Genomic DNA, 25,798 nt, shown 5'->3' on the forward strand with positions numbered 1-25,798 from the left:
ATTGCCACAGGATACGCCCGCATTGCACTAGCGTTTCCTGCTCATGGATCGCCTGCTCGGCACATTTACCACCATACCTGTTATATAACAGTATGCGAGGTACATTCACTTTATTCAAAAACAAAAAAAGCCTAAAAAAGGGTCACAGAGGACTCTTTCGTGGCTTCTCCGTTTATGAGAATACGGGAATGTTTATGCACGAGGTTGCCTCTCTTAATTTGCGCTTACGGGGTTAGCTGTCGGGTTCGGACGAAAGAGAGTCGCCCTATCTTAGGTCACCCGCTCACGGCGGTTGCCCTCAAATTCACCCCAAAGACCACGTGAAGAAATCAAATATTATCTGCGGCATTTCTATGCTGTACCCTATGTACGAACATGCGGCAAAGTAATATTGGTTCCCCCGTTCTCCATACGGAGACTCAGCGAGACGATCCATGAATCAATGGCTGTCACTATAACACAGACCACTGCACTGAAAAGATGATATCCTGTTTTGATGCATGTTGTAAAGGACGATTCAAGCACGTTTACGTAAATATATGGTTAAATTATTGTAATATTCGGCCGTTTTTATGTTAAAAAAGTTTAATATATCGATCATTCTTTATTTTTCACCGTTTTTGCTCCCGTTTTCAGACAATCCCAAATCGTTCCAGTGCGTTCGCATAGGTTATTTCTGCTATTTCTTCCCAACTAATCCCTTTTATCTCAGCCGCAGCCTCCGCTACCAGTCTCACATGAGCACTCTCATTACGCTTGCCCCGGAAGGGATGGGGAGTCAAATAAGGGGAGTCCGTTTCGATCAACAATCGGTCAAGTGGCGTCTGTGCAAGCACCTCTTTGGGGACTCTGGCGTTCTTAAACGTAATGGGTCCTCCGAAAGATAAATGGAACCCCAAATCCAGGCACATTTTGGCTGTTTCCCAACTTCCAGAGAACGAATGCATTACCCCTCCGACCTCATTTGCCCTTTCCTCACGTAAAATTCGCACCACATCCTCATGAGCATCACGATCATGGATACAAATGGGCATTTTCAGTTCTCGGGCCAGTCCAATCTGCTTGCGGAATACTTCATGCTGCACATCTTTTGGCGAAGTGTCCCAGTAATAATCCAAGCCAATTTCCCCGATAGCTACCACCTTTTTATGACTGCATAGAGAAGCGATCCAGTCGAGGTCCCCATCCTTCATGTCAATGGCATCCTGCGGATGCCAACCGACGGCGGCATAAATATTGTCATATGCTTCAGCTAGCTTCATCGTAGTTGGGATTGTCTCCCTATTGAATCCAATATTTATCATCTTGCTTACTCCAGCCTCGAACGCTCGTGTAATAACCAATTCACGGTCTTCGTCAAATTGCGGAGCATCCAAATGTGTATGTGTGTCGAATAGAAACATTGTTCTCTCTCCTGCCTTATATTTATGATGTATTACATAAATTTTTGTATTATCTTGCGAATATTTCTGCTATCGAAGAAGGCAAATTTGTAAGGACTTTCTTCAACTTCTCTTGTGGAAAATAGAGGTGATATCTACCACGGTGAATGCCACTAATCGAGCGAACAATATCCGATACTTCTGAAATTTCCCTTAGTTTATCATGCCGGTCAAGCAGCAGGATTTGCTTACTGTCAAAGCCTTCACCTGGATGAAAGATATCATACGGCAGATCTGTCGGATAATCAATTTCCAGGTCATAAATTGGATTAAGTCCGGCGGCGGCAAAACTACGACGAAGCTCGTCAATTATTTCTGAATCCAAGCTCTCCATTTCCACATATTTATACAGTTTCCGATGAATAAAACGACTGCACAGGTCGCTTAGGATTTCATCTTTTTCAAGTGTCCATTGCATAAAAGCCGTCTGCACAAGTGCCTCATCAAGCAGTAAATATTGATCTACGGAGACTTGACCTTGGAATAAGTCCTGCAAGGGCTCAATCATAAAACGAAAGGGATAATCTGCATGAAATAACTCCGTTGCTCTGCGGAATATTTGCCGCAAAATAATTTCCGAGCTACGTGTGACCGGGTGAAAATAAACCTGCCAATACATTTGATAGCGTGACATCAGATAATCCTCGATAGCATGCATTCCTGATTCTTTTACTACGACCCTTCCGTTGTAAGGACGAAGCATTCTCAGAATTCGGTCGATATCAATGGTTCCATAGTTTACACCAGTATAATAGGCATCACGCAGTAGATAGTCCATCCGATCAGCATCTAGTGGACCAGATACTAAATTGACAACAATCTCATGCTCATATGTTTTGGAAATCACGGATGCTACTTTCCGTGGAAAATCCTCCTCTACATCACGCAGAATATCAGTTATTTCTGTGTCCTCCAAGATGATTCTGCAGGTCCATTCCTCGTGATTCATTTCAAAAGCTTCTTCTATAGAATGAGAAAACGGCCCATGTCCCAAATCATGCAGCAGTGCAGCACATAACGTAAGTAACCTTTCCTCAGATATCCAGTCCTTATACCCGCTTCTTTCAAACTGAGATATGATCCGTCGCGTGATTTCATAGACACCAAGTGAATGAGAGAAACGGCTATGCTCTGCCCCATGAAAGGTGAGATAGGAAGTGCCTAACTGACGAATCCGACGCAAACGCTGAAACTCTTTGGTATTAATTAATCGCCATATGATTGTATCCTGCACGTGAATATAGTTATGAACCGGATCCTTAAAGACCTTCTCTTCAGTGAGCGGCTGCTGCATGAGCTCAACCCCTTCATATAATATTTATGCATTCCGAGAAGCAACAGGTTATAATAAAATATTATGTCGTAATTTGTCGAAAAATGACAATTCCTCTACTGACAAATCGACAAATTCACTTTGTAGTAGTTCATAGATGATTAACCTCTATAATAAGCGAAAAAAAGCTATTTTTGAAAAAAAACTTAAAATTCGCTTGAAAAAAGGTTGACTGATTTGGGAATGGTTGGTATTATGAATATCATAAAACAGTGAAGAATGTCGAATAATGACACTTTCGGATAATTGAGAGGAGAAACGATTAAAATGATGAAATCAACAGGAATTGTAAGAAAAGTAGACGAACTTGGACGGGTTGTTATTCCAATTGAATTACGCCGTACTCTCGGTATTGGTGAAAAAGATGCGCTCGAAATTTACGTGGACGGTGAGCGCATTATGTTGAAAAAATACGAGCCTGCTTGTATTTTCTGCGGTAATGCCGAGAACGTAACTTACTTCAAAGGGAAAATTGTTTGTCATGAATGTATATCTGCCATTCCAACCCCTGTGACAAACTAAAGCAAATAGTATATAATAGGACTAATTAAATTGTTAATTCTAACCTTATCTATATCTCCTTGGCCTCCCGTGAATGCGGGGGGTATTTTTTATGTTGAGCACCCTCCTTGGAGGAAGGCCCCCAAGGGTTCCACCCTCTGGACACCCGGAATTTTCGTCTAGATCTGCAAGTATGCGGATAGATGTGACGTTTGGTGGTGGACCGGCCCTTCTCGGACTTCCCTTGCGGGGCCTCAGTGCCTTGCCATGCGAGTAGTGCCCCACTCGCTTCGCTCCTATGGCGGCTGTGCCAGGTCTTGCATGGGAAGCTGGCCGGTTTACCCGCTCTCCCTGCGGGAATCGCTTGACGGTGGCGGCTTATTATCAGGTGCAAATGTGATAGAACATTTCTACTGTACTTTGTACAATAGAATTCACCCCACAGTAGTCTGATTTTGATTTCATTGTATTTTGTACACTCAAATCATTAGAAAACGGAGATTTACAAGCACTTGGTCAGATTTTACTGCGCGAAATGCAATAGAATACTTAATTTAGACGAAATTAGACTTTTCTATTGCACAATCTGCAATAGAAAAGTCTCTTCTCATTCCCTGATAAGCAACGTGTTATATACGTCACGCTTAGACAGTCCCCGATCGGATGCGGCTTTTTTCATAGCATCCTTTCGTGCAAGGCCCGATGTCTCATAGTGAGACACATGCTCCTCGATGCTTAGTTCACGCCACCAAGCGGATCCGGCTAAATCAGCCTCTTCCTTGCTCTCACCTTCAACAACGATGACATATTCCCCAAGCGGCGGATGTTCCGCTAACCAAGCACTGCATTCCTCGATTGTTCCGCGTACGAACTCCTCATAGCGCTTTGTGAGTTCACGGGCTAGCACAACCCTGCGGTTACCAAAAGCCTCCTGCAGATGGGTGAGTGTCTTGATGACCCGATGCGGCGATTCGTAGAAGAGCAGGGTTCCCTGAGCAAGCGCAAGTGTCGACAATACGGCACGGATATCTTTACGCTCCCGGGGCAGAAAACCGGAAAAGGTAAAGGTCGTAGTAGGCAGCCCGGAAGCGATTAAGGCTGATAGCGCTGCATTAGCACCAGGGATCGGAATCACCGGAATACTGTGACTTATAGCCAGTGCGACGAGATCAGCGCCGGGATCGGAAATCGCCGGCAATCCGGCATCGCTGACGAGTGCTAGATTTTTACCTTCTATTATATAACGGATCAGTTCCGGGCCACTGGCAGCCTTATTATGTTCGTGATAACTGAACAACATCGAAGGCGAAATCTCAAAATGACTCAGCAACTTCCTTGTTTGTCTTGTGTCCTCGGCAGCAATAATATCACATTCCTGCAATGTGCGGACAGCACGATAAGTCATATCTTCTAAGTTCCCAATTGGAGTCGCCACCAAATAAAGTGAACCACATCCCTCTGGCTTTGATCCATGAATATTATTTTGAAAACTGCTTTGGCATGATATTGGCATTATTTTCCCTCTTTTGCCCCATAGTAGATGTCCATAATTTCGGGACAGTATTGATTGTCTTCATTATATACGATCAATGGCGGTTGTAACCGTACCTCAGGCTTCCCATCACGGGTAGCTTCGATTAACACCATATTCGCTTCTAAATGCGCACGCGGGTGCACAAAGCGGATAATCTTCGGCTCTAGTCTATTCTGTCGCATAAGACTGATGATGTCGACCAGACGTTGCGGCTTATGAACCATACTAACCTTACCTCCGGTACGAACGAGTCGGACACAAGCCTGAATGACCTCCTCCAATGTACAACCAATCTCATGCCTAGCCATAGCCTGATGCGTGTTCAGCTTTAGGTCGCTACCGTTAAGTGGCATGTAGGGTGGATTGACAGTTATAGCATCGTACATTCCATATCCTGCCACTGTATGCAGTTCACGCAAATCTCCCTCGTGAATCACAACTCGCTGTTCCAGACCATTTAAGGCTACGCTTCGACGGGCCATATCAGCTAAACGGGGCTGTATTTCTATTCCTTCTATAGAAGCATTGGTGCGTGTGGTCAGTAGTATTGGAATAACACCGTTTCCGGTACAGAGATCAAGCACTCTTCCGCGAGGCGGAATATTGGCAAATCTAGCCAGTAGTACGGCATCCATAGAGAAGCTGAATACCTCATCACTCTGAATAATCCGCAGGTCATGCGTTAGTAGATCGTCCACTCGCTCTGTTGGGAGCAAAGGTACGGATATCTCTTTGTTTGTGTTTGTCATTTTATTCTCCTAAAAAGTTTTGTTGAGCATTATACATCATTGAAATTTCTTCGTAACAAAACTTACTTCGAAAGCATACGCTTAGTTTTGTTGAGCATTATACTTCATTGAAATTTCTTCGTACAAAACTTGCTTCGAAAGCATACGCTTAGTTTTGTTTAGCCTAATCTCAAAAATTCAAAAAAAACCGTAGGCGTAAATCTCCTACGGCTGGATATCCTTATTTATTAAGAAAAGAAAGGCAGAACAGACAATCACCCTCAGTACGCAAATGTCCAAAGTAGACATTGCAGATGTGAAAGCCTTCGTGGTAAAGTCGAGCCAGATTGTCATAACCTTCCCCGACAACCTCCTCCGTCCCCTCACTAGCAGCCAAAAGAGCCACTGCCTCCGCAGAATCCACGTTAGGATCTAAAGGTGCTTCCCTCTTTAATATTTTGCGCAGCTGTTCATTCTCCAGACTGAGCCTTTGATTAGCTTCCATCAATTCTTTTACCGTTTGTTTCCAATCTCCAACAGTGGCGCGCATATTTTCCATCTGCGCTTCCATATCCTGCATGTGTGCAAATATATTTTTCTTCTCCAAGTTTCCACCCCGAAAGTAACCTTATATGGTTTACTTGACGACAACATCATCCATTGGAAGTTCCTTAACTTTGCCCACTTCAAACAGCTGTACATGAACCGTGCGGCTTCCGACGTTAATACCGACTACCTTGCCATCCCCCAGCGAGGTTACAACGACCTTCCCTACTGCAGGCATTTCTTCCTTCACACTCTCATAATTATCATGCTCAAACTTCAGACAGCACATTAACCGTCCACATAAGCCGGAAATTTTTGTTGGATTAAGTGAAAGATTCTGATCTTTGGCCATTTTAATGGATACAGGCTCGAAATCACCTAACCAAGAAGAGCAGCAGAGCACTCGGCCGCAAGGACCCAATCCCCCGAGCATTTTAGCCTCATCGCGTACACCAATCTGCCGAAGCTCGATTCGGGTACGGAAGATACTCGCCAGGTCTTTGACTAATTCACGAAAATCGACGCGTCCCTCAGCCGTGAAATAAAAAATAATCTTATTGCGATCAAATGTAAATTCTACATCTACAAGCTTCATTTTGAGGCCATGATCGCGAATTTTATTTAAACAGGTGGTAAAAGCATCCTTTGCTGCTCCTTTGTTCTCCTCCACCACACGTGCGTCGGTATCTCCGGCAATACGCATGACTTTCTTGAGTGGCAATACAACATCGGACTCCTGCACCTCTTTTTTACCTACAACAACTCTTCCATATTCGACCCCTCGTGCTGTCTCCACAATCACACATTGATCACGTTGAATTGGAAAATCAAGCGGATCAAAGTAATATATTTTACCCGCCTTTTTAAAGCGGACACCTACTACGCTGTACAAAAATTAACCCCCTTGTTTGCCGGTAAAAGGAACCCATAAGCAAGTTCGCTCCCTGATGATCCATGCTTGTCCCTCCTCATCCGTTAAACCGATAGTTCCAGGCTGAAGCGACATCCGGAGGATATAACATAACTAACCCTTCTCAACTTTCCAATCGGATTAAGAACTGCTCCAGACAAAGTTGCGCATTGGCATTAAACCGCAGCTTCCTCTTACTGTCTGCAGCAAATTCCATATAAGATACCCATTGTTCGGTAGTCCGTTGACGGGCATGTCTGGAAATAAAGTCTAACTGATCTATGAAAACGATACTTTCGTGCTTTCGATACAGGAAGTAGAGCATATCCTTGAACCACAGGTGGAACATACTGAAAAGGATATCCAAATGTTCACCAAGCCCGGTCTTAAACAACTTCTGCCCAACGGTTGCTACCGCTGTGCTTCCTTTGCCCATAGACTCCTTTGCTAATTGTAACACTAGATTTCTTATTTCTGCAAACCAATTCTGTACCAGAAGCTCCCTGCAGCCGTCTAGACCTGATGTCAAGGATGCTGCACACCGAGCCAACGGCACCGGAACACCTTCACTTGTGAGAGCTTGCAGCATCATTTCCGCAGCCAAAGGGCTAAAGGAAATACGCTGAGTGCGCGATTGAATAGTCGGCAACAAAGCACGGCTGTTCTCTGAAATCAGAATTCCTACTGCCGGAGCAGGAGGCTCTTCGAGAAATTTTAGTAAGCTATTCGCAGCTTGTACTGTCATTTTGTCTGCTTCATCTATAACATAAACCTTAGGATTAACACCTTCAGAGCGGTAGGTGAACACTTTTTGCAGTTCCCGGATCTGATCTATCTTGATGCTTGCTCCATCTGGCTTCAGCAATGTCAAATCAGGATGATTTCCATGTTCCACCTTCCGGCATTCGAGACATTCCCCACAAGCATCATCTTTGCACTTGGTACAAAACAAAGCTTGGGCAAACATAAGCGCCGTTTTCATTTGTCCACTGCCGGAAGGTCCACTGAATAAATAAGCATGGCTTACGGTTTCCTTACGCAGGGCATTCTGAAGTAACCGTTTGGCATCCTCCTGGCCCAATATATCATGAAAAGGCATAAATTCCTCCCAAGTAGCTTTTAAAAAGAAAGGTTAATCAATAATCCACGAATTTCCCCAACCCGACCTAGCAAATCGATACGACCCTGCTCGCTATTGAGTAAATCATCCGCCATAGTAAGCAAAGCACTATCAATCTCCTCCAGCAATTTGTAGCGTTTGCCCCGACCCCGCCGATCCCAGCCCCGCGTTTCTTTTAGAATAACTCCACGCCGCGCTGTTTCTTCCAGAAATTTCTTAATCATTATCCGGTAGATTGTAAGCTCGCGTATCGTCATGGTCTTAGATAAACGGTCACCCTGTGATTGTATCTCCTTGATCTGGCGGTTCAGCTCATCTCTTGTTTTTTGTTCGCTTTGCTGCTGAAATACATCTGAGAAAGTCTTCTGCTGTATAGGTCTGCTGGTTCCTTCCGTAATCGGCAGTTCACTTTTTAGCGTCCTATATCCCGGATTGATTTTCAAAAGTTATCTACCGCCTCTTCTTACAGTATACAATTTATAACGGCTCCGGGTCTCCACAATGTAATAATAAGTCTAGCTGTTATTGCAGATTTCCATATTATGCTCAATAATGCTCAAAACGATCAACAGGAAGTACAAATACCGTCGCCCCGCCCACTTGTACCTCAACAGGAAGCGGTAAATACGAATCTGTTGTCCCGCTCATCGGAGTTACAGGAGTGACAAGCTGCTCGCGGACCTTACAACTGTTGCGAATTACGTTCAGTACAGCCTCAATTTGGCTATCTTCGACCCCAATCATAAACGTTGTGTTCCCTGCCCGCAGAAATCCACCTGTACTGGCCAGCTTGGTCGCACGGAAATTGGCCTTGACTAGCTCACTGGACAACCGATTACTGTCCTTATCCTGGATAATTGCAATGATTAACTTCATCTTCACATTCCCTCCTTAAAGTTATATAAAACAAGCCTTATTCATACTGTTTCAGTGCGATTACTATTTAGTATATTAGACAAAACTCATTAAAAACCCTTTAATACTCGCTCTTCGAGTATACGTACGATATCCTGTTCTACCCTATGAATCGGTCGATTGGCATCAAGAACAATAATTCGCTGTGGATAAGCTTTAACTACTAATTGATAGCCCTCTCGAACCATCTGATGAAATGCCAGGCTCTCCAGATCAAGACGGTTTACTTCTCTCTCCTGATTCGCAGCAATCCGTGCCAAGCCTACTTCTGGATCAACATCCAGATAAAAGGTTAGGTCCGGCATCCGGTTACCAATCGCAAAACGATTAATAGTCCATACTTCATCAATTCCCAAACCTCTTGCATAACCCTGATAAACAAGACTGCTGTCTACAAAGCGATCACAAAGTACCGTTAGCCCTTCTTTTAGAGCAGGCTCAACGACCTCCGCCAAATGTTGGCTTCTGGATGCTGCATACAGCAAAGCTTCAGTTCGTGCATCCATCGCTGTATGAGCAGGATCCAGAATAATAGAACGGATCTTCTCGGCAATTTCAATTCCGCCAGGTTCACGAGTAATCAAATAGGGCATCGAGCGATTTTGCAAATAGGCTGCTACCCTGCCAAGCACCGTTGTTTTTCCGGAGCCATCGCCCCCCTCTAAAGTTATAAAGAAGCCTTCTCGTCCCACTTATCCTTCTCCGCCTTTCTTAATGTTATAAACCACTATATGCTGTAAGGCCGGATCAGCACACGCCTGAAATTTAGCGCCACCCTCGGCTAAATCGCTTAGCCTTCTACTTATCTGTCCTGTTATGGTTTCACCAGGATACAATAGCGGAATACCTGGAGGATAAGGAATGACCATTTCCGCGGCCACTCTACCTACGCTGTCTTCAAGCTTAATACGTTCTGTATAACTTGCCGCCACAGGCTTTAAAGAAAAAGGAACCGGATCTGAGATTAGTGTTTTGCACAAATTGTTCCACGTGGAAATATTACTGGAAACAGCTGGGTTGCCACCATCCCCTACATTTACTGTTAACGATTCGGACACCAAGTCTGAGCAGGGCTCCAACTCAACATACATAGAAACGGCTTGTAACTCAACCTCAATCTCCCAAAGCGCTTCGAGCAATCGAACTGAATCCTCAGCCCTTGAGCCGAGACTGAACAGCAGGACTACATGCCGGTCATCGCTCATCTCCGGCACGCAGCCTCGACACTCAAGCCTGCGCTGCAGCTCGAAGCCACTGAGGACCCCGGTCACGTCATAAATGACGGCTTTAAAGGGGTCCTGTGTAAGGTGCGCCGCCTCGTGTTGTGGAGCTGACGGCTGCAAAAGCCTATAGCGCGGCAGCTCCGCTAGGCCACGGCGCAGTATGTCCACGGCGGCAAGCCCCGCCGTGAAGGCACTGGCCCCCTGGCTGTGCAACAGCCGCCTGGCCAGATCGAGCGACGCCATCACGGGGTAGGATGGGCTGGAGCTCTGCACCATGGCGAGCCGCAGCCGCAGCAGGGCGCGGTCCAGCCGCGGCCCTTGAATATGCAGCATAGCGCCCATGGTGAGCGCAGGCAGCATCTTGTGCGTGGACTGGACGACGCCGTCCGCGCCACAAGCAAGAGCCCCGGCAGGCAGCGCCGGGTGCTGCCCGTAATGCGCCCCGTGCGCCTCATCGACCAGCAGCGGTACGCCGCTGTCATGACAGGCCTGTGCTAGGGGCGCAAGATCACTGCCCATGCCGTAATAATTCGGCATGGTGATCAGCACTGCGGCAGCATCTGGGTAGGCTGCGAGAGCAGCCTGCACCGTCTCTGCCGCAGGAGCAACCGCAAGACCGCTGAGAGGATCAATCAGCGGGTCCAGAAAGACAGCCCTCACACCAGCCAGCATTAAACCATGAATGACTGATTTATGCACATTGCGCTGAAGAATCAGGATCATTCCAGGCTCAGGGCATACCGTTAGAATCAGTGCGAGATTGCCGGCAGTACTGCCCCCTACCAGAAAAAAACTCTCCTCAGCCCCAAAACAATGGGCCGCCAGCTCCTGAGCTTCCTTAATAACGCCTTCAGGATGATGCAGATCATCGGTACCCGTTATTTCTGTAACATCGTACCTCATAATCTCACTTAAATACCCAGCCCCTGTAGTACCTGCATATGCCTTACCATTCTTATGACCAGGCACATGATAAGAGATATTACCCTTAACTCTATATTGTTCCAGCATTTCATATAAAGGCGCCCTATTACACTGTTCGTTGTTCATATATATCCCTTCCTACTAGGGGTTACCTTCTATTTTAACGCATATAAGCACAAACTCCTATATTTTCAGTACAAAGCATCAGAAAACGACAAAACGGCTTCGCCGCCTAAAAGCCGGTGAAACCGTTACATAGAGCATTTCTTATCCAAACAACGTGACACAGTTCCACCGCCCAGTCTTTTCAACCTAGTCCTGATCAGCAAGGCATCTAATTATTCAAGCGTTCTTTTGTAAATCAATTTTTTTCATACGCCCAATAAAAAAACGGTATTTGGCATCCTCCGCCTCCGTACGCACCATCTCCGCCTCACAGTCCTCACAAATGAAATGAGAGACAATCACTATACCTTCCTCTTTGACCTGCCCGCAAATAATACATGCTTGCCCAGTTTGTTGTTCCATAACCATCCCACCTTGACTCTTTTAAGAACAGTATGATACACTTTCTATCATTTTAAACCCTTTCATAGCTTTTTCATATCATTCATTATCGTATATTATATATATTCCATCTTTGCCCTCTCGGTGATTATTACCGCAAGTTTAACAAAACGCTTAGGTTTGCCGATATTAGTGATATGAAATCATGCGAGGAGGTTAATCTTTTTTTATGGAATCCAACACCAAAGGCGCTGCCACATTCTATCAATATAAACTTATCAAGAAAATTAATATTACAAATACATTTATGCGTATCTATCTTTCGCTCCTGCCCATATCCATCGTGTTAGAGACCTTGTTTGTCTCTTGGTGGAGTATCTTCTTCTTGATTATCGCTGCTCCTATTGTCGTGTGGATCCAATACGTAATTTCACGTTCCGTCCTTCTTATTACAGGTCACCCAATCATAAAAAGATGGAGAACCTCTTATCAGTTGCCTTGGCTGGGATATATGCCTGATCAATATATCAACTACCGTCTTTTCCGTAAAGTGCAACTCCATAACTTTTGGATTGGTCTTTGCATTGCTACCTTTTTTATAGTTTGGTCTCCCCCAGCCTTTACGGTATCCCTAGTGATATGCCACATGTGGCTACTGCTGCCGCGAATCTTTATTCTGCTACGACTAAGACGGGAAGATAGCGAAGGCATGCTCAAGTTCAGCTCGACCGATGTATCCTATTATTCTCAGTAAAAAAAACAACTTATACATAGCTCTATCCCCACATCCCCACCCCGACAGGTAAACAAAAAAATCGCCATCCGCATTTGGATGGCGATTTTCTATTTACTCTCCAACCCCTTGATGGAGGCCTTTTTTTCCTTTGGCACCATTACTATAAAATAGTCGTCATGCATCGTTAAATGCACGATCAGCGCATCCTTCTGAAAAACACCAGAGGCCCCTGATTCTTCCTTTTGCTGCTCCTGCCATCCCCATGCTTTGATCTCATCCAGATAGGGTGTCGGTATACCGTTCTTTTCCTTCAGACCAGGCAAGGAATAACGTACATAGTCCATAGCAACATTTGTAGTAGTCCTATCCGGCGAATTCGCTTCCTTAGGCACAGGAAAGCCCTTTTCGTTAAGCGCTCCTTCAAAAGAATCCCAAGCAGGCTCCTTCGTTCCACAGCCTACCAGCATTATCCCAATAATACAAAAAATCATTAGCAGCCAAAAAGGTTGAGTTCGCTTTCGCTTCATACCTTAACTCCTCCTTACCTCTAACATGCATCTAAAGACACAAGAAAATTCAAGAATATAATTTATCAGTAGTTCATTCGTATCAAGATTATGCTTAATATTTGCACTTTTCTATTATACTTGTATCAATCGCAGCGTCGGTAACAAAAATGTCACCCTATTGGCGCCATTTATTACGATTTATAATTCTTCTTACCTATTCCTAAAACCTCTTTTTAAAATACAACAAAAAACCACTGTTGAAAGATCAACAGTGGTCTTAGGTGCTTGGCAACGTCCTACTCTCCCAGGACCCTTCGGTCCAAGTACCATCGGCGCTGGAGGGCTTAACGGTCGTGTTCGGGATGGGTACGTGTGGAACCCCTCCGCTATCGCCACCAAACGGGCATTTATAGCTAAATGCACAGGCTTGAATCGCCTGAAAACTGAATCCGAATCGAATCTGCGTTTCTTGCTTGTTTGTGGATAAGTCCTCGACCGATTAGTATTGGTCAGCTCCATGCATTGCTGCACTTCCACCTCCAACCTATCTACCTCGTCGTCTTCAAGGGGTCTTACTAATTGGGAAATCTCATCTCGAGGGGGGCTTCACGCTTAGATGCTTTCAGCGCTTATCCCGTCCGTACGTAGCTACTCAGCCATGCTCCTGGCGGAACAACTGATGCACCAGCGGTACGTCCATCCCGGTCCTCTCGTACTAAGGACAGCTCCTCTCAAATTTCCTGCGCCCACGACAGATAGGGACCGAACTGTCTCACGACGTTCTGAACCCAGCTCGCGTACCGCTTTAATGGGCGAACAGCCCAACCCTTGGGACCTACTTCAGCCCCAGGATGCGATGAGCCGACATCGAGGTGCCAAACCTCCCCGTCGATGTGGACTCTTGGGGGAGATAAGCCTGTTATCCCCAGGGTAGCTTTTATCCGTTGAGCGATGGCCCTTCCATGCGGTACCACCGGATCACTAAGTCCGACTTTCGTCCCTGCTCGACTTGTAGGTCTCGCAGTCAAGCTCCCTTATGCCTTTGCACTCTGCGAATGATTTCCAACCATTCTGAGGGAACCTTGGAACGCCTCCGTTACTCTTTAGGAGGCGACCGCCCCAGTCAAACTGCCCGCCTGACACGGTCCCCGTACCCGATAAGGGCACTAGGTTAGAACCTAGATACGATCAGGGTGGTATCCCAACGTCGCCTCTGCAGAAGCTTGCGCTCCTGCTTCTCTGGCTCCCACCTATCCTGTACAGATCGTACCCAAATTCAATATCAAGCTGCAGTAAAGCTCCATGGGGTCTTTCCGTCTTGTCGCGGGTAACCTGCATCTTCACAGGTATTAAAATTTCACCGGATCTCTCGTTGAGACAGCGCCCAAGTCGTTACGCCATTCGTGCGGGTCAGAATTTACCTGACAAGGAATTTCGCTACCTTAGGACCGTTATAGTTACGGCCGCCGTTTACTGGGGCTTCGGTTCACAGCTTCGGGTTTAACCCCTAACCGCTCCCCTTAACCTTCCAGCACCGGGCAGGCGTCAGCCCGTATACTTCGCCTTACGGCTTCGCACAGACCTGTGTTTTTGCTAAACAGTCGCTTGGGCCTTTTCACTGCGGCCCCCTCGGGCTATTCACCCTACCGAGGCACCTCTTCTCCCGAAGTTACGAGGTCATTTTGCCGAGTTCCTTAACGAGAGTTCTTCCGCGCGCCTTAGAATTCTCTTCTCGCCTACCTGTGTCGGTTTGCGGTACGGGCACCTTCTCCTGGCTAGAGGCTTTTCTTGGCAGTGTGAGATCATGACCTTCGCTACTACAATTTTCGCTCCCCATCACAGCCTAGCCTTAACGATGTGCGGATTTGCCTACACATCAGCCTCACTGCTTAGACGGACACTTCCATCAGTCCGCGTCACTACCCTCCTGCGTCACCCCATCGCTCATAGCGGATTACGGTGGTACAGTAATTTCAAACTGTTGTCCTTCGACTACGCCTTTCGGCCTCGCCTTAGGTCCCGACTTACCCTGAGCGGACGAGCCTTCCTCAGGAAACCTTGGGCTTTCGGCGGATCAGATTCTCACTGATCTTTTCGTTACTCATACCGGCATTCTCACTTGTATACGCTCCAGCACTCCTCACGGTATACCTTCAACGTATATACAACGCTCCCCTACCCCAGATACAATGTATCTAGCCATAGCTTCGGTGGTGTGTTTAGCCCCGTTACATTTTCGGCGCAGAGTCACTCGACCAGTGAGCTATTACGCACTCTTTCAATGGTGGCTGCTTCTAAGCCAACATCCTGGTTGTCTGTGCAACTCCACATCCTTTCCCACTTAACACACACTTGGGGACCTTAGCTGATGGTCTGGGCTGTTTCCCTTTCGACAATGGATCTTAGCACTCACTGTCTGACTCCCGGTAATAAGTATATGGCATTCGGAGTTTGACTGAGCTTGGTAACCCTTGCGGGCCCCGCACCCAATCAGTGCTCTACCTCCACTACTCTTATACCGAGGCTAGCCCTAAAGCTATTTCGGGGAGAACCAGCTATCTCCGAGTTCGATTGGAATTTCTCCGCTACCCCCACCTCATCCCCGCATTTTTCAACATGCGTGGGTTCGGGCCTCCAGTGCGTGTTACCGCACCTTCACCCTGGACAGGGGTAGATCACACGGTTTCGGGTCTACGCCCCCATACTCAAGTCGCCCTATTCAGACTCGCTTTCGCTGCGGCTCCGGCTTCTCACCTTAACCTTGCATGGTAAACGTAACTCGCCGGTTCATTCTACAAAAGGCACGCCATCACCCATAGATCGGGCTCTGACTTTTTGTAAGCACACGGTTTCAGGTTCTATTTCACTCCCCTTCCGGGGTGCTTTTCACCTTTCCCTCACGGTACTGTTTCACTATCGGTCGCCAGGTAGTATTTAGCCTTAGCAGATGGTCCTGCTGGATTCATACGGGGTTTCACGTGCCCCGCACTACTCGGGATCCGTCTCGGAGAGAACACAGTTTAGGCTACAGGGCTTTTACCTCTATCGCGGGCCTTTCCAGACCTCTTCACCTACCATATTCCTTTGTAACTCCATGTGAGACGTCCCACAACCCCTAAGAGCAAGCTCTTAGGTTTAGGCTGTTCCGCGTTCGCTCGCCGCTACTGACGGAATCACTATTGTTTTCTCTTCCTCAGGGTACTTAGATGTTTCAGTTCCCCTGGTCTGCCTCTACATACCCTATGTATTCAGGTATGAGTAACTGTGCATTACCACAGCTGGGTTTCCCCATTCGGACACCCCCGGATCAAAGCTTGCTTACAGCTCCCCGAGGCAGTTTCGTTGTTCGCCACGTCCTTCGTCGGCTCCTGGCGCCTAGGCATCCTCCGTGTGCTCTTATTAGCTTAACCAATGCTCCAGTGTTTCGCTTGTTCACTCATCTTGTTTTGAATGTTGCTACCGGATCACTCCGTTCGCAGGTCATTCAAAGCCAAAAGTCGCTTCACCATCGAAAACCTTCGCTAAGCCATAATACACTTTCGCTCGTTTACACAAGCGACAGATAAAATGTTCTAAAACGCAAATTCGTTTCGGTATTCAGTTTTCAAGGATCAAGGTTTTGTTCGTCCTTACAGACAAAACAAAATTGAGAGCTTCAACTCTCAAAACTGAGCAACGAGTGAGTGTGTGCAAACCCTAAGGGTTTACTAGAAGCCTTGCGGCTTCTGTTCGAATGTTTCCGTTACAGGAAACGATTCTCCATAGAAAGGAGGTGATCCAGCCGCACCTTCCGATACGGCTACCTTGTTACGACTTCACCCCAATTATCTACCCCACCTTCGGCGGCTGGCTCCCTTGCGGGTTACCCCACCGACTTCGGGTGTTGTAAACTCTCGTGGTGTGACGGGCGGTGTGTACAAGACCCGGGAACGTATTCACCGCGGCATGCTGATCCGCGATTACTAGCAATTCCGACTTCATGCAGGCGAGTTGCAGCCTGCAATCCGAACTGAGACCGGCTTTGTTGGGATTCGCTCCACCTCGCGGTTTCGCAGCCCTTTGTACCGGCCATTGTAGTACGTGTGTAGCCCAGGTCATAAGGGGCATGATGATTTGACGTCATCCCCACCTTCCTCCGGTTTGTCACCGGCAGTCTGTCTAGAGTGCCCACCATCATGTGCTGGCAACTAAACATAAGGGTTGCGCTCGTTGCGGGACTTAACCCAACATCTCACGACACGAGCTGACGACAACCATGCACCACCTGTCTCCTCTGTCCCGAAGGCCGCCGCTATCTCTAGCGGATTCAGAGGGATGTCAAGACCTGGTAAGGTTCTTCGCGTTGCTTCGAATTAAACCACATACTCCACTGCTTGTGCGGGTCCCCGTCAATTCCTTTGAGTTTCAGTCTTGCGACCGTACTCCCCAGGCGGAGTGCTTACTGTGTTAACTTCGGCACCAAGGGTATCGAAACCCCTAACACCTAGCACTCATCGTTTACGGCGTGGACTACCAGGGTATCTAATCCTGTTTGCTCCCCACGCTTTCGCGCCTCAGCGTCAGTTACAGCCCAGAAAGTCGCCTTCGCCACTGGTGTTCCTCCACATATCTACGCATTTCACCGCTACACGTGGAATTCCACTTTCCTCTTCTGTACTCAAGCCACCCAGTTTCCAGTGCGACCTCAGGTTGAGCCCAAGGTTTAAACACCAGACTTAAATAGCCGCCTGCGCGCGCTTTACGCCCAATAATTCCGGACAACGCTTGCCCCCTACGTATTACCGCGGCTGCTGGCACGTAGTTAGCCGGGGCTTTCTTCTCAGGTACCGTCACTCTTATAGCAGTTACTCTATAAGACGTTCTTCCCTGGCAACAGAGCTTTACGATCCGAAAACCTTCATCACTCACGCGGCATTGCTCCGTCAGGCTTGCGCCCATTGCGGAAGATTCCCTACTGCTGCCTCCCGTAGGAGTCTGGGCCGTGTCTCAGTCCCAGTGTGGCCGTTCACCCTCTCAGGTCGGCTACGCATCGTCGCCTTGGTGAGCCGTTACCCCACCAACTAGCTAATGCGCCGCAGGCCCATCCCTCAGCGACAGATTACTCCGTCTTTCATCCTCTTCCCAGGTGGGAAAAGGAATTATCCGGTATTAGCTACCGTTTCCGGTAGTTATCCCAGACTATGGGGCAGGTTGCCTACGTGTTACTCACCCGTCCGCCGCTAAATCCTGTTGAAAGCAAGCTTTCAACAAAACTCCGCTCGACTTGCATGTATTAGGCATGCCGCCAGCGTTCGTCCTGAGCCAGGATCAAACTCTCCAATTTGTATTGAAAAGAGCGATTGCTCATTTTGAAACCTCTGACGAGAATTTACATTCTCAACCGACAAGTTTACTCCAGCATAAATGCCGTGAAACTCATCTTCTTTTGGATTTCACTTTCGTAAAATCCCACTCACTCGTTGTTCAGTTTTCAAAGATCAAGTTCTCGTTGTCGGCGTTTAATGTCTCACCAGCAACTCTTATAATATATCATATTCATTCGTGTAATGCAAGCACTTTTTTTATTTCAATTTCGTGCTCGGCGTTGATGTCTCTCGGCCGGACTTAGAATATATCATGATTGGAGATTTATTGCAAGCTTTATTTAAAAATTGTTCTCAAAGATATAACTGTACTTATCCATTGCTGCTTGCTCACCAGCAATCATTGATAAAGTACAGCTATCTATGGGATACCTCTATAGATGCATCAAGCAATAATTTCCTGAATATGTAGCTCACGTTCCTGTGCTAAGTTAACTATCTTACCTTCCACTTGCACCATAGGCCGCGTGGGGTTGTTACGATCAGTGAATATGATTTCTGCATGGCGGCCGTCGTTTAGACGTATTCTGGTCCCATTATAGAACTCTGTCGTCTTTTGAATAAAGGTTTGAACAATAACGGGGTCTAATTTACCGAAGCTCTCTGTCAATAACTGCTCCAATACCAAGTAAGGGGACTTAGCCTTTCTGTACGCTCTTTCCAGTGTCATTGCATGGAATATATCCGCTACTGCAACTATCTTGGCATAGAAATGAATCTGATTGCCTTCAAGCCTAAGAGGATAACCGGAACCGTCCACTTTCTCATGATGCTGAAGAGCTGCCAGTCTCACTCCCTCATTGATTGCTGTAACATTACGCAACAATTGATATCCATAGGTAGTATGTCTGCGAACTTCTTCTATTTCAGTGCTGTTGAGACTGTCTGGCTTTTGCAGAAGCGAGGCGTCCACCTTTGCATTCCCAATATCATGTAGTAGACCGCCAAAAGCAGCCTGCATCCATTCTTTCTGCGGGTATCCACACCACTGGACAATTTTATATGAAGTTAACGCAGACAGCACTGCATTGTGATAGTTATAGTCCTGATCATTTAGCGTACGAGGCGCAAACTTCAGAATATTATAATCCTTTAAATGATTAATTAATATTTCCAATTGGCTCCGCAGTTCAAAAATGGGGAGAGGCGCAGCTGCAATGGAAAGATAACTTTTTTTAATGAGCGCTAACATTTTGTCGTATTCATCGTGAAGCGGGGAATTGCTTTTAGCCAATACTGATTCATTTATTATGGACCCTGCTTTGGGCGGTGCTGGTTTAGTAGCTGCTTTTAGAGGATCGGAAGTTTTCGCCTCACTTTCGCTACCCTCGATCTCCACCTGTTGAATCAAAAAGGCTTGTAAAATATCCAAATCTCGCGGTAGCAACACTTTTCCTTTAGTGAACAAAATTCCTCCCAAAGGTGTTATTACATCTTTTATAATCTTTGAACCTGGTTTAACTTCTCCAACCGTTATGTTTGGCATATGCTCAGCCCCCAGAATGCTCTATGTATTCAATTATAGTACGGATAAATGCAAGCGACTAGTATGGAGTAAAGCTATCCTTAAAATTATTAGTAATCGTTCTAGCGATATTCAAAAAAAACGGAAGTTTCTAATAAGAAACTTCCGTTTAGCATTATTTATTGTTATTCCAGGTTATCCTCTTCACTCACAATGCCTATCTCTGGCTGTTCAGTATCCCCTGCTTCTTCTGTTACACTTTGACCCTCTTCGCTTTCTACTAAGTCGGACAATTCGTCCTCCTCATTCTTATCGGCTCTGCAAAGGGTAGCCACTGCATCATCCTCACGGATGTTAATCAGCTTAACACCTTGAGCATAACGACCCATTGTAGAGATGCCGTCCATGCTTGTTCGGATCAAGGTACCACTAGTTGTAATAATCATCAGATCCTCGTCATTCTTAACAACCTTCAGACCGACTACTGGACCATTCTTTTCAGTAAGATTAATCGTCTTAATCCCCTTACCTCCACGAGTCTGGGAGCGATAATCACCGGCTGGTGTCCGTTTGCCATAGCCCTTGGAAGTAACGATCAGAACCTCAAGATCTTTATCCACAGAATCCATGCCTATAACGTGATCGCGGCTGTCGAGCGTGATGCCTTTGACACCAGTCGCACTGCGCCCCATAGACCGCACATCGTTCTCGGAGAACGTAATAGACATCCCGCGTGCGGTACCAATAATCAAGTTCTGCTGGCCATCGGTCAGCTTGACCTCAATTAGTGAATCCTCTTCACGAAGATTGATGGCAATCAGTCCACCCTTACGGATGTTGTTATAGTCTTCAAGAGGAGTCTTCTTGACAATACCTTCACGGGTAGAAAAGAATAGATACTTATCTTTATCTGCTTCCTGTACCTGGATCACGGCACTAATCTTCTCTCCCTGTTCAATCTGAATCAGGTTGATAATTGGCGTACCACGTGCAGTACGACCAAGTTCCGGAATCTCATATGCCTTAATCCGGTATACCTTCCCCTTATCCGTGAAGAACAGTAGATAATTATGAGAGTTGCTCACGAAGAGATGCTCCACAAAATCTGTATCCTTAGTATCCATACCAATAACGCCTCGGCCGCCACGCTTCTGGCTGCGGTAGGTGCTGACTGGCAACCGTTTGATATAGCCGGTATGCGTGATAGTAATAATAACCTCTTCACGTGGAATAAGGTCCTCATCGAGAATACTTTCTTCCCCAACGGTGATTTCCGTCCGACGGTCATCACTATATCTATCACGAATTTCTTGCAGCTCGCTACTGATAATATCCAACACAAGATGTTCATTAGCTAATATTTCACGATATTCCGCAATTTTGATCATCAGCTCGTTATATTCATTCTCAATCTTTTCGCGTTCCAGACCGGTCAGGCGCTGCATCCGCATATCAAGAATGGCTTGAGCCTGCTCCTGACTGAGACTGAATGTTTCCATTAACCCCTCACGTGCGATATCCGTTGTGCGGGAGGCACGGATCAAAGCGATTACTTGGTCCAAATGATCCAGTGCAATGCGCAGACCTTCCAAAATATGTGCCCTTGCTTCAGCCTTCTTCAAATCAAATATTGTACGACGTCGGATAACTTCAATTTGATGCTGCAAATAATGATAAAGCACATCACGCAAATTGAGTATCTTTGGCTCTTTGTTGACGATAGCCAGCATATTAATGCCGAACGTCGACTGCATAGAAGTATGTTTATACAGATTATTTAGTACAACACTAGGATTGACGTCGCGTCTCAATTCAACAACAACACGCATCCCGTTACGGTCTGATTCATCACGAAGGTCTGTAATGCCCTCTATCCGCTTCTCACGTACTAATTCTGCAATCTTCTCAACTAATCTTGCTTTATTTACCTGATAAGGCAGCTCATGCACAAGTATGCGTGCTTTACCGTTATTCTCTTCAATCGTCGCCTTTGCACGCATTGTAACTGATCCGCGCCCCGTATTATACGCCTGACGAATGCCCTCACGACCCAGAATAAATCCGGCAGTAGGAAAATCTGGACCTTGAATATATTCCATTAGCTCCATAGGTGTAATATCAGGATTCTTGATCATTGCCTGCACACCATCGATAACCTCACCCAAATTATGCGGCGGAATATTGGTAGCCATACCTACAGCGATACCAGATACCCCGTTCACGAGCAGATTGGGATAACGGGATGGCAATACTACAGGTTCATTTTCTTCACCATCGTAGTTGGGTTCAAAATCAACAGTTTCTTTATTTAAATCACGAAGCATTTCACCGGCAATTTTGGACAACCGAGCCTCTGTATACCGCATTGCTGCAGCCATGTCTCCATCAACAGAACCAAAGTTCCCATGTCCGTCTACAAGCATATAACGCATCGAGAAATCCTGAGCCATGCGTACCATTGTTTCATAAACCGCAGAGTCACCGTGAGGATGATACTTACCAATAACTTCCCCAACGATTCTTGCCGATTTTTTGTGAGGTTTGTCCGAAGACATTCCAAGTTCCGACATTGCAAACAATATGCGTCGGTGAACCGGCTTCAAGCCGTCCCGCACATCTGGCAAAGCCCGGCTGACAATGATGCTCATCGCGTAATCCATAAAGGATTCACGCATTTCCTCACCAATGTCCCGATCTTTGACTTGCGGATTATTTTGTTCAGCCATGAGTTGCTGGACCTCCTTCAGTTAAAAACCGCTACCCATAATTATATTACTTTCACAAAAGTAGCACAATTAAACCTGATAGCCTTCTATCTTCTAATATTAATTTCTTTTGCCGTGATAAGGGTATATGCCCTTTCCGCAAATATCAGCAGTACATAGACTATACAGATAAGAAGAAACGTCTGCTCCATACCTCTACGGATGGCATCCGTTTCCCGGCAAAAATATAAGGATAAAGAATATCTTGAAAATTAAATTTTCGTATATTTCAAGTATATCATCCTAAAATCGTCTCATAAGACATAGCCCCACATCCTCATATTATACCATTGTTTAAGTAGCTTGTCCTAAAATTTCAGCTGCAAAAAATTATGCTTACGAAGTAAGTTTTGTACAAAGAAACTAAGAAGGAGCAAATGCTGCGCAAAACTTTTAAGGAGGAAAAATAATGAGGATCCAGCGGGTCTCCAGTAAATGGGCTAAAACAAAGGCTATTCTACAAAACCAATCTTTATCCGCATATGTCCCAGATACCCGTCAATATAACTTGTCTTCCCTTAAGGAACTGCTTGGATTATATACAACGGTCTACATCAAACCAGACCGTGGAACCTACGGCAACGGTGTAATGAGAGCTGAACAAAGGTCTGTAGCCCTAAAACCGAACAATCAACAAGACATCAGTAATCCCGACCCCCATCAAGGCATAGAGGAACAGATTATGTATATTCTAAGATACGGTAAAGCAGCTGAGGTCTTCACCTCACTTGAAGATATGCACAAGGCTTTGCTTACTCGATTTCAAGAAAGACCCTACTTAATTCAGAAGGGAATTGATCTGCTCCATTACCGCAACCGGCCTTTTGATCTACGGGTGCTTACTCAGATGAATCCAACAGGGGCATGGGAAACAACGGGAATGCTAGGCCGAGTAGCAGCCCCACAGAAAATCGTCACAAATTATCATAACGGGGGCACTATCCTTTCCGTAAATAAGTTGTTCAAGGAACATATGAATTCTCTTGAAACCAGTACAATGATTAACCAATTAAAATTATTAGGTGTTCAAATTGCCGGACAATTACAAACGGATTACCCGGGAATCAGAGAAATCGGCCTGGATGTTGCTATAGATCAGCACCATGATATGTGGATCTTAGAGGTCAACACCCTACCCGCGATTTTTGTATTTAAAATGTTTACCAACAAATCTATTTATCGTAAAATCCATCGTTATGCTCTAGCCTACGGACGCCTGAAAGGAATTAAAGCCACTTATTCTTCGCATCGGAGAAAAACTACACGAATGTGCAAATAATATAAAAAAGAACCTCCTGCTATACTATTCCGTTAGGAACAGAAGCGGAGGCTCTTTTGGGATTTAATCTAAACTGCTATATAAATTACACATCAAGGTTCTTTACAGATTTAGCATGCTCATGAATGAATTCGCGGCGTGGCTCGACATTATCACCCATAAGGGTGTCAAAAATACCGTCAGCCAAAATCGCATCTTCAATCGTTACCTGCAGCATCATTCGAGTCTCAGGATCCATAGTCGTATCCCAAAGCTGGGTCGCATTCATCTCACCCAGACCTTTGTAGCGCTGAACATTTACTTTAACGTTCTCGCCGAATGAAGCAATGATCTCATCTCGTTCTCTCTCCGAGTTCGCATAGCGGATCACCTTGTTACGTTCTACCTTGAACAGTGGCGGTTGGGCAATATAGATATATCCCGCATCTACCAGCTTACGCATGTACCGGTAAAAGAATGTCAACAGCAGTGTTCTAATATGTGCGCCATCTACGTCAGCATCTGTCATGATAACGATCTTATGGTAACGAGCTTTAGCAAGATCGAAGTCTTCACTGATGCCTGTACCCAGTGCTGTAATGATATTCCGAATTTCAGCATTGGATAAAATACGATCAAGACGTGCTTTCTCTACGTTCAGAATCTTGCCACGCAGCGGTAGAATCGCCTGGAAATGGCGGTCGCGTCCTTGCTTGGCCGATCCCCCGGCAGAGTCGCCTTCGACGATATACAATTCACTGATCGAGGCATCCTTGGATGAACAGTCAGCCAGCTTTCCGGGCAATGCACTGACCTCAAGAGCACTCTTGCGGCGGGTTAGTTCACGTGCTTTGCGTGCAGCCTCACGAGCGCGAGAAGCGGATAGGGATTTCTCCAATACCTTACGCGATACGGCTGGATTCTCTTCCAAGAATTGCTGCAGCTTCTCTCCAAATAGTGATTCCACGATTCCACGAACTTCACTGTTACCCAGCTTAGTTTTGGTCTGTCCTTCGAATTGTGGTTCTGGAATTTTGACGGAAATAATAGCCGTCAGACCTTCACGAACATCATCACCGGTCAGGTTGGAGTTACTATCCTTGATTACACCTGTCTTACGAGCATAATCGTTGATGATACGCGTTAATGCACTTTTGAAGCCAGACTCATGGGTTCCGCCTTCATGTGTATTAATGTTATTCGCAAAAGAATATATATTCTCTGTATAGGAATCATTATACTGTAGCGCTACTTCAACCTGAATCGTATCTCGTGACCCTTCTACGTAGATCGGATCATCATGCAGGGCTTCTTTGTTTTCGTTCAAATACTTAACGTACTCAACAATACCGCCTTCGTATCTGAAAACATTTGAGACTCCTGTACGTTCATCCATCAACGAGATTTCGATTCCTTTGTTAAGAAATGCCAACTCGCGAATACGAGTAAGCAGCGTTGAATATTCTATTACTCTTGTCTCGGTGAATATTTCAGGATCGGAATGAAAAGTTATTGTAGTTCCCGTCTCATCCGTTTCACCGATAGTTTTGATTTCATATTCTGGTGCACCGCGTTTATACTCCTGCTGATAGATAAAACCCTCGCGTTTGACCGTAACCACGAGTTTCTCAGACAAGGCGTTAACTACAGATATACCTACACCATGCAAACCGCCTGATACTTTATATCCGCCACCGCCGAACTTTCCTCCAGCATGCAGGACAGTCATAACGACTTCCAGCGTCGACTTCTTCAACTTCTCATTCTCACCTACAGGGATACCGCGGCCATTATCAATAACCGTTACGCTGTTATCCTCATGTATGATCACATCAATCCGGTCGCAATAACCAGCTAGTGCTTCATCGATACTATTATCGACGACCTCCCATACCAAATGATGCAGACCTTTGGCGCTAGTGGAACCAATATACATGCCCGGACGTTTCCGGACCGCTTCCAGCCCTTCCAGTACCTGAATCTGGCTCTCATCATATTTGGGTTGATTCATTGACATGC

The 25,798-nt window shown here is 45.9% G+C and carries 19 protein-coding genes, 3 rRNA genes and 1 riboswitch; of the genes, 3 read left to right on the plus strand and 19 right to left on the minus strand.

The annotated features are described in order from the left end of the window. Window positions 1-205: 205 nt before the first annotated feature. A riboswitch (cyclic di-AMP (ydaO/yuaA leader) is annotated at window positions 206-435 on the minus strand. A 197-nt stretch (window positions 436-632) separates the two neighbouring features. Together H1230_RS01240 and H1230_RS01245 are read right to left on the minus strand one after the other, a co-directional pair. Further along, window positions 633-1,403 (minus strand): TatD family hydrolase, encoded by a 771-nt coding sequence (locus H1230_RS01240; RefSeq protein WP_239713868.1) that lies wholly within the window; start codon window positions 1,401-1,403, stop codon window positions 633-635. Between the two features lie 49 nt (window positions 1,404-1,452). Then, window positions 1,453-2,736 carry an HD domain-containing protein gene (locus tag H1230_RS01245; RefSeq protein ID WP_239713869.1) on the minus strand — a complete coding sequence of 428 codons (1,284 nt, stop codon included), beginning with the start codon at window positions 2,734-2,736 and terminating at the stop codon, window positions 1,453-1,455. Between the two features lie 306 nt (window positions 2,737-3,042). Here H1230_RS01245 and H1230_RS01250 point away from each other — a divergent pair, with 306 nt between their 5' ends. Then, window positions 3,043-3,297 carry an AbrB/MazE/SpoVT family DNA-binding domain-containing protein gene (locus H1230_RS01250; RefSeq protein ID WP_019914502.1) on the plus strand — a complete coding sequence of 85 codons (255 nt, stop codon included), beginning with the start codon at window positions 3,043-3,045 and terminating at the stop codon, window positions 3,295-3,297. Window positions 3,298-3,883: 586 nt separating this feature from the next. Here the strand turns inward: H1230_RS01250 and rsmI are convergent. From rsmI to H1230_RS01300, 10 genes are all read right to left on the minus strand, one after another. Further along, on the minus strand, window positions 3,884-4,789 hold the full coding sequence (gene rsmI, locus H1230_RS01255; protein ID WP_275591068.1) for a 16S rRNA (cytidine(1402)-2'-O)-methyltransferase: 906 nt from the start codon (window positions 4,787-4,789) through the stop codon (window positions 3,884-3,886). Beyond that, window positions 4,789-5,559 (minus strand): tRNA1(Val) (adenine(37)-N6)-methyltransferase, encoded by a 771-nt coding sequence (locus tag H1230_RS01260; RefSeq protein ID WP_239713871.1) that lies wholly within the window; start codon window positions 5,557-5,559, stop codon window positions 4,789-4,791. The genes rsmI and H1230_RS01260 overlap by 1 nt, the downstream gene beginning before the upstream one ends. A 220-nt stretch (window positions 5,560-5,779) precedes the next feature. Next, window positions 5,780-6,145, minus strand: coding sequence for an initiation-control protein YabA (locus H1230_RS01265; protein ID WP_154122687.1), 366 nt, complete (start codon window positions 6,143-6,145; stop codon window positions 5,780-5,782). A gap of 30 nt (window positions 6,146-6,175) precedes the next feature. Continuing rightward, window positions 6,176-6,976: a PSP1 domain-containing protein gene (locus H1230_RS01270; RefSeq protein WP_239713872.1), complete on the minus strand. Its 801-nt coding sequence runs from the start codon at window positions 6,974-6,976 to the stop codon at window positions 6,176-6,178. Window positions 6,977-7,118: 142 nt separating this feature from the next. After that, window positions 7,119-8,093, minus strand: coding sequence for a DNA polymerase III subunit delta' (holB, locus tag H1230_RS01275; RefSeq protein WP_239713873.1), 975 nt, complete (start codon window positions 8,091-8,093; stop codon window positions 7,119-7,121). Between the two features lie 20 nt (window positions 8,094-8,113). Then, window positions 8,114-8,557: a YaaR family protein gene (locus H1230_RS01280; RefSeq protein ID WP_239713874.1), complete on the minus strand. Its 444-nt coding sequence runs from the start codon at window positions 8,555-8,557 to the stop codon at window positions 8,114-8,116. A 103-nt stretch (window positions 8,558-8,660) separates the two neighbouring features. Further along, window positions 8,661-8,990, minus strand: coding sequence for a cyclic-di-AMP receptor (locus tag H1230_RS01285; protein ID WP_036678844.1), 330 nt, complete (start codon window positions 8,988-8,990; stop codon window positions 8,661-8,663). Between the two features lie 89 nt (window positions 8,991-9,079). After that, on the minus strand, window positions 9,080-9,721 hold the full coding sequence (tmk, locus tag H1230_RS01290; protein ID WP_239713875.1) for a dTMP kinase: 642 nt from the start codon (window positions 9,719-9,721) through the stop codon (window positions 9,080-9,082). Continuing rightward, window positions 9,722-11,302: an aminotransferase class I/II-fold pyridoxal phosphate-dependent enzyme gene (locus H1230_RS01295; RefSeq protein ID WP_239713876.1), complete on the minus strand. Its 1,581-nt coding sequence runs from the start codon at window positions 11,300-11,302 to the stop codon at window positions 9,722-9,724. It abuts the gene before it with no gap. A gap of 216 nt (window positions 11,303-11,518) precedes the next feature. Beyond that, window positions 11,519-11,704 (minus strand): sigma factor G inhibitor Gin, encoded by a 186-nt coding sequence (locus tag H1230_RS01300; RefSeq protein ID WP_154122682.1) that lies wholly within the window; start codon window positions 11,702-11,704, stop codon window positions 11,519-11,521. Between the two features lie 208 nt (window positions 11,705-11,912). Between H1230_RS01300 and H1230_RS01305 the strand changes: the two genes are divergently transcribed. Next, complete coding sequence (locus H1230_RS01305; protein WP_239713877.1) at window positions 11,913-12,437, plus strand: hypothetical protein; 525 nt, start codon at window positions 11,913-11,915, stop codon at window positions 12,435-12,437. 89 nt (window positions 12,438-12,526) lie between these two features. On the opposite strand, the gene H1230_RS01310 is transcribed toward H1230_RS01305, so the two are convergent. The 6 genes from H1230_RS01310 to gyrA all read right to left on the minus strand — a co-directional run bounded on the left by H1230_RS01310 (window position 12,527) and on the right by gyrA (window position 22,482). After that, window positions 12,527-12,946 carry a hypothetical protein gene (locus H1230_RS01310; RefSeq protein WP_239713878.1) on the minus strand — a complete coding sequence of 140 codons (420 nt, stop codon included), beginning with the start codon at window positions 12,944-12,946 and terminating at the stop codon, window positions 12,527-12,529. Between the two features lie 265 nt (window positions 12,947-13,211). Then, window positions 13,212-13,328: ribosomal RNA gene (gene rrf, locus H1230_RS01315) — 5S ribosomal RNA — on the minus strand. Window positions 13,329-13,407: 79 nt separating this feature from the next. Then, window positions 13,408-16,338: ribosomal RNA gene (locus H1230_RS01320) — 23S ribosomal RNA — on the minus strand. Window positions 16,339-16,693: 355 nt separating this feature from the next. After that, window positions 16,694-18,251: ribosomal RNA gene (locus H1230_RS01325) — 16S ribosomal RNA — on the minus strand. The 16S, 23S and 5S rRNA genes sit together here, the layout of an rRNA operon. A gap of 425 nt (window positions 18,252-18,676) precedes the next feature. Further along, window positions 18,677-19,777 (minus strand): HD-GYP domain-containing protein, encoded by a 1,101-nt coding sequence (locus H1230_RS01330; RefSeq protein ID WP_239713879.1) that lies wholly within the window; start codon window positions 19,775-19,777, stop codon window positions 18,677-18,679. A 164-nt stretch (window positions 19,778-19,941) separates the two neighbouring features. Then, window positions 19,942-22,482, minus strand: a complete 2,541-nt coding sequence (gene gyrA, locus H1230_RS01335; protein ID WP_239713880.1) for a DNA gyrase subunit A — start codon at window positions 22,480-22,482, stop codon at window positions 19,942-19,944. A 448-nt stretch (window positions 22,483-22,930) separates the two neighbouring features. Here gyrA and H1230_RS01340 point away from each other — a divergent pair, with 448 nt between their 5' ends. Beyond that, window positions 22,931-23,800 carry a YheC/YheD family protein gene (locus H1230_RS01340; RefSeq protein ID WP_239713881.1) on the plus strand — a complete coding sequence of 290 codons (870 nt, stop codon included), beginning with the start codon at window positions 22,931-22,933 and terminating at the stop codon, window positions 23,798-23,800. Between the two features lie 85 nt (window positions 23,801-23,885). Here H1230_RS01340 and gyrB read toward each other — a convergent pair whose 3' ends face one another. Beyond that, complete coding sequence (gene gyrB, locus H1230_RS01345) at window positions 23,886-25,796, minus strand: DNA topoisomerase (ATP-hydrolyzing) subunit B (RefSeq protein ID WP_239713882.1); 1,911 nt, start codon at window positions 25,794-25,796, stop codon at window positions 23,886-23,888. Window positions 25,797-25,798 lie beyond the last annotated feature (2 nt).

The sequence above is a fragment of the Paenibacillus sp. 19GGS1-52 genome (assembly GCF_022369515.1).
Lineage (GTDB): Bacteria > Bacillota > Bacilli > Paenibacillales > Paenibacillaceae > Paenibacillus_AQ.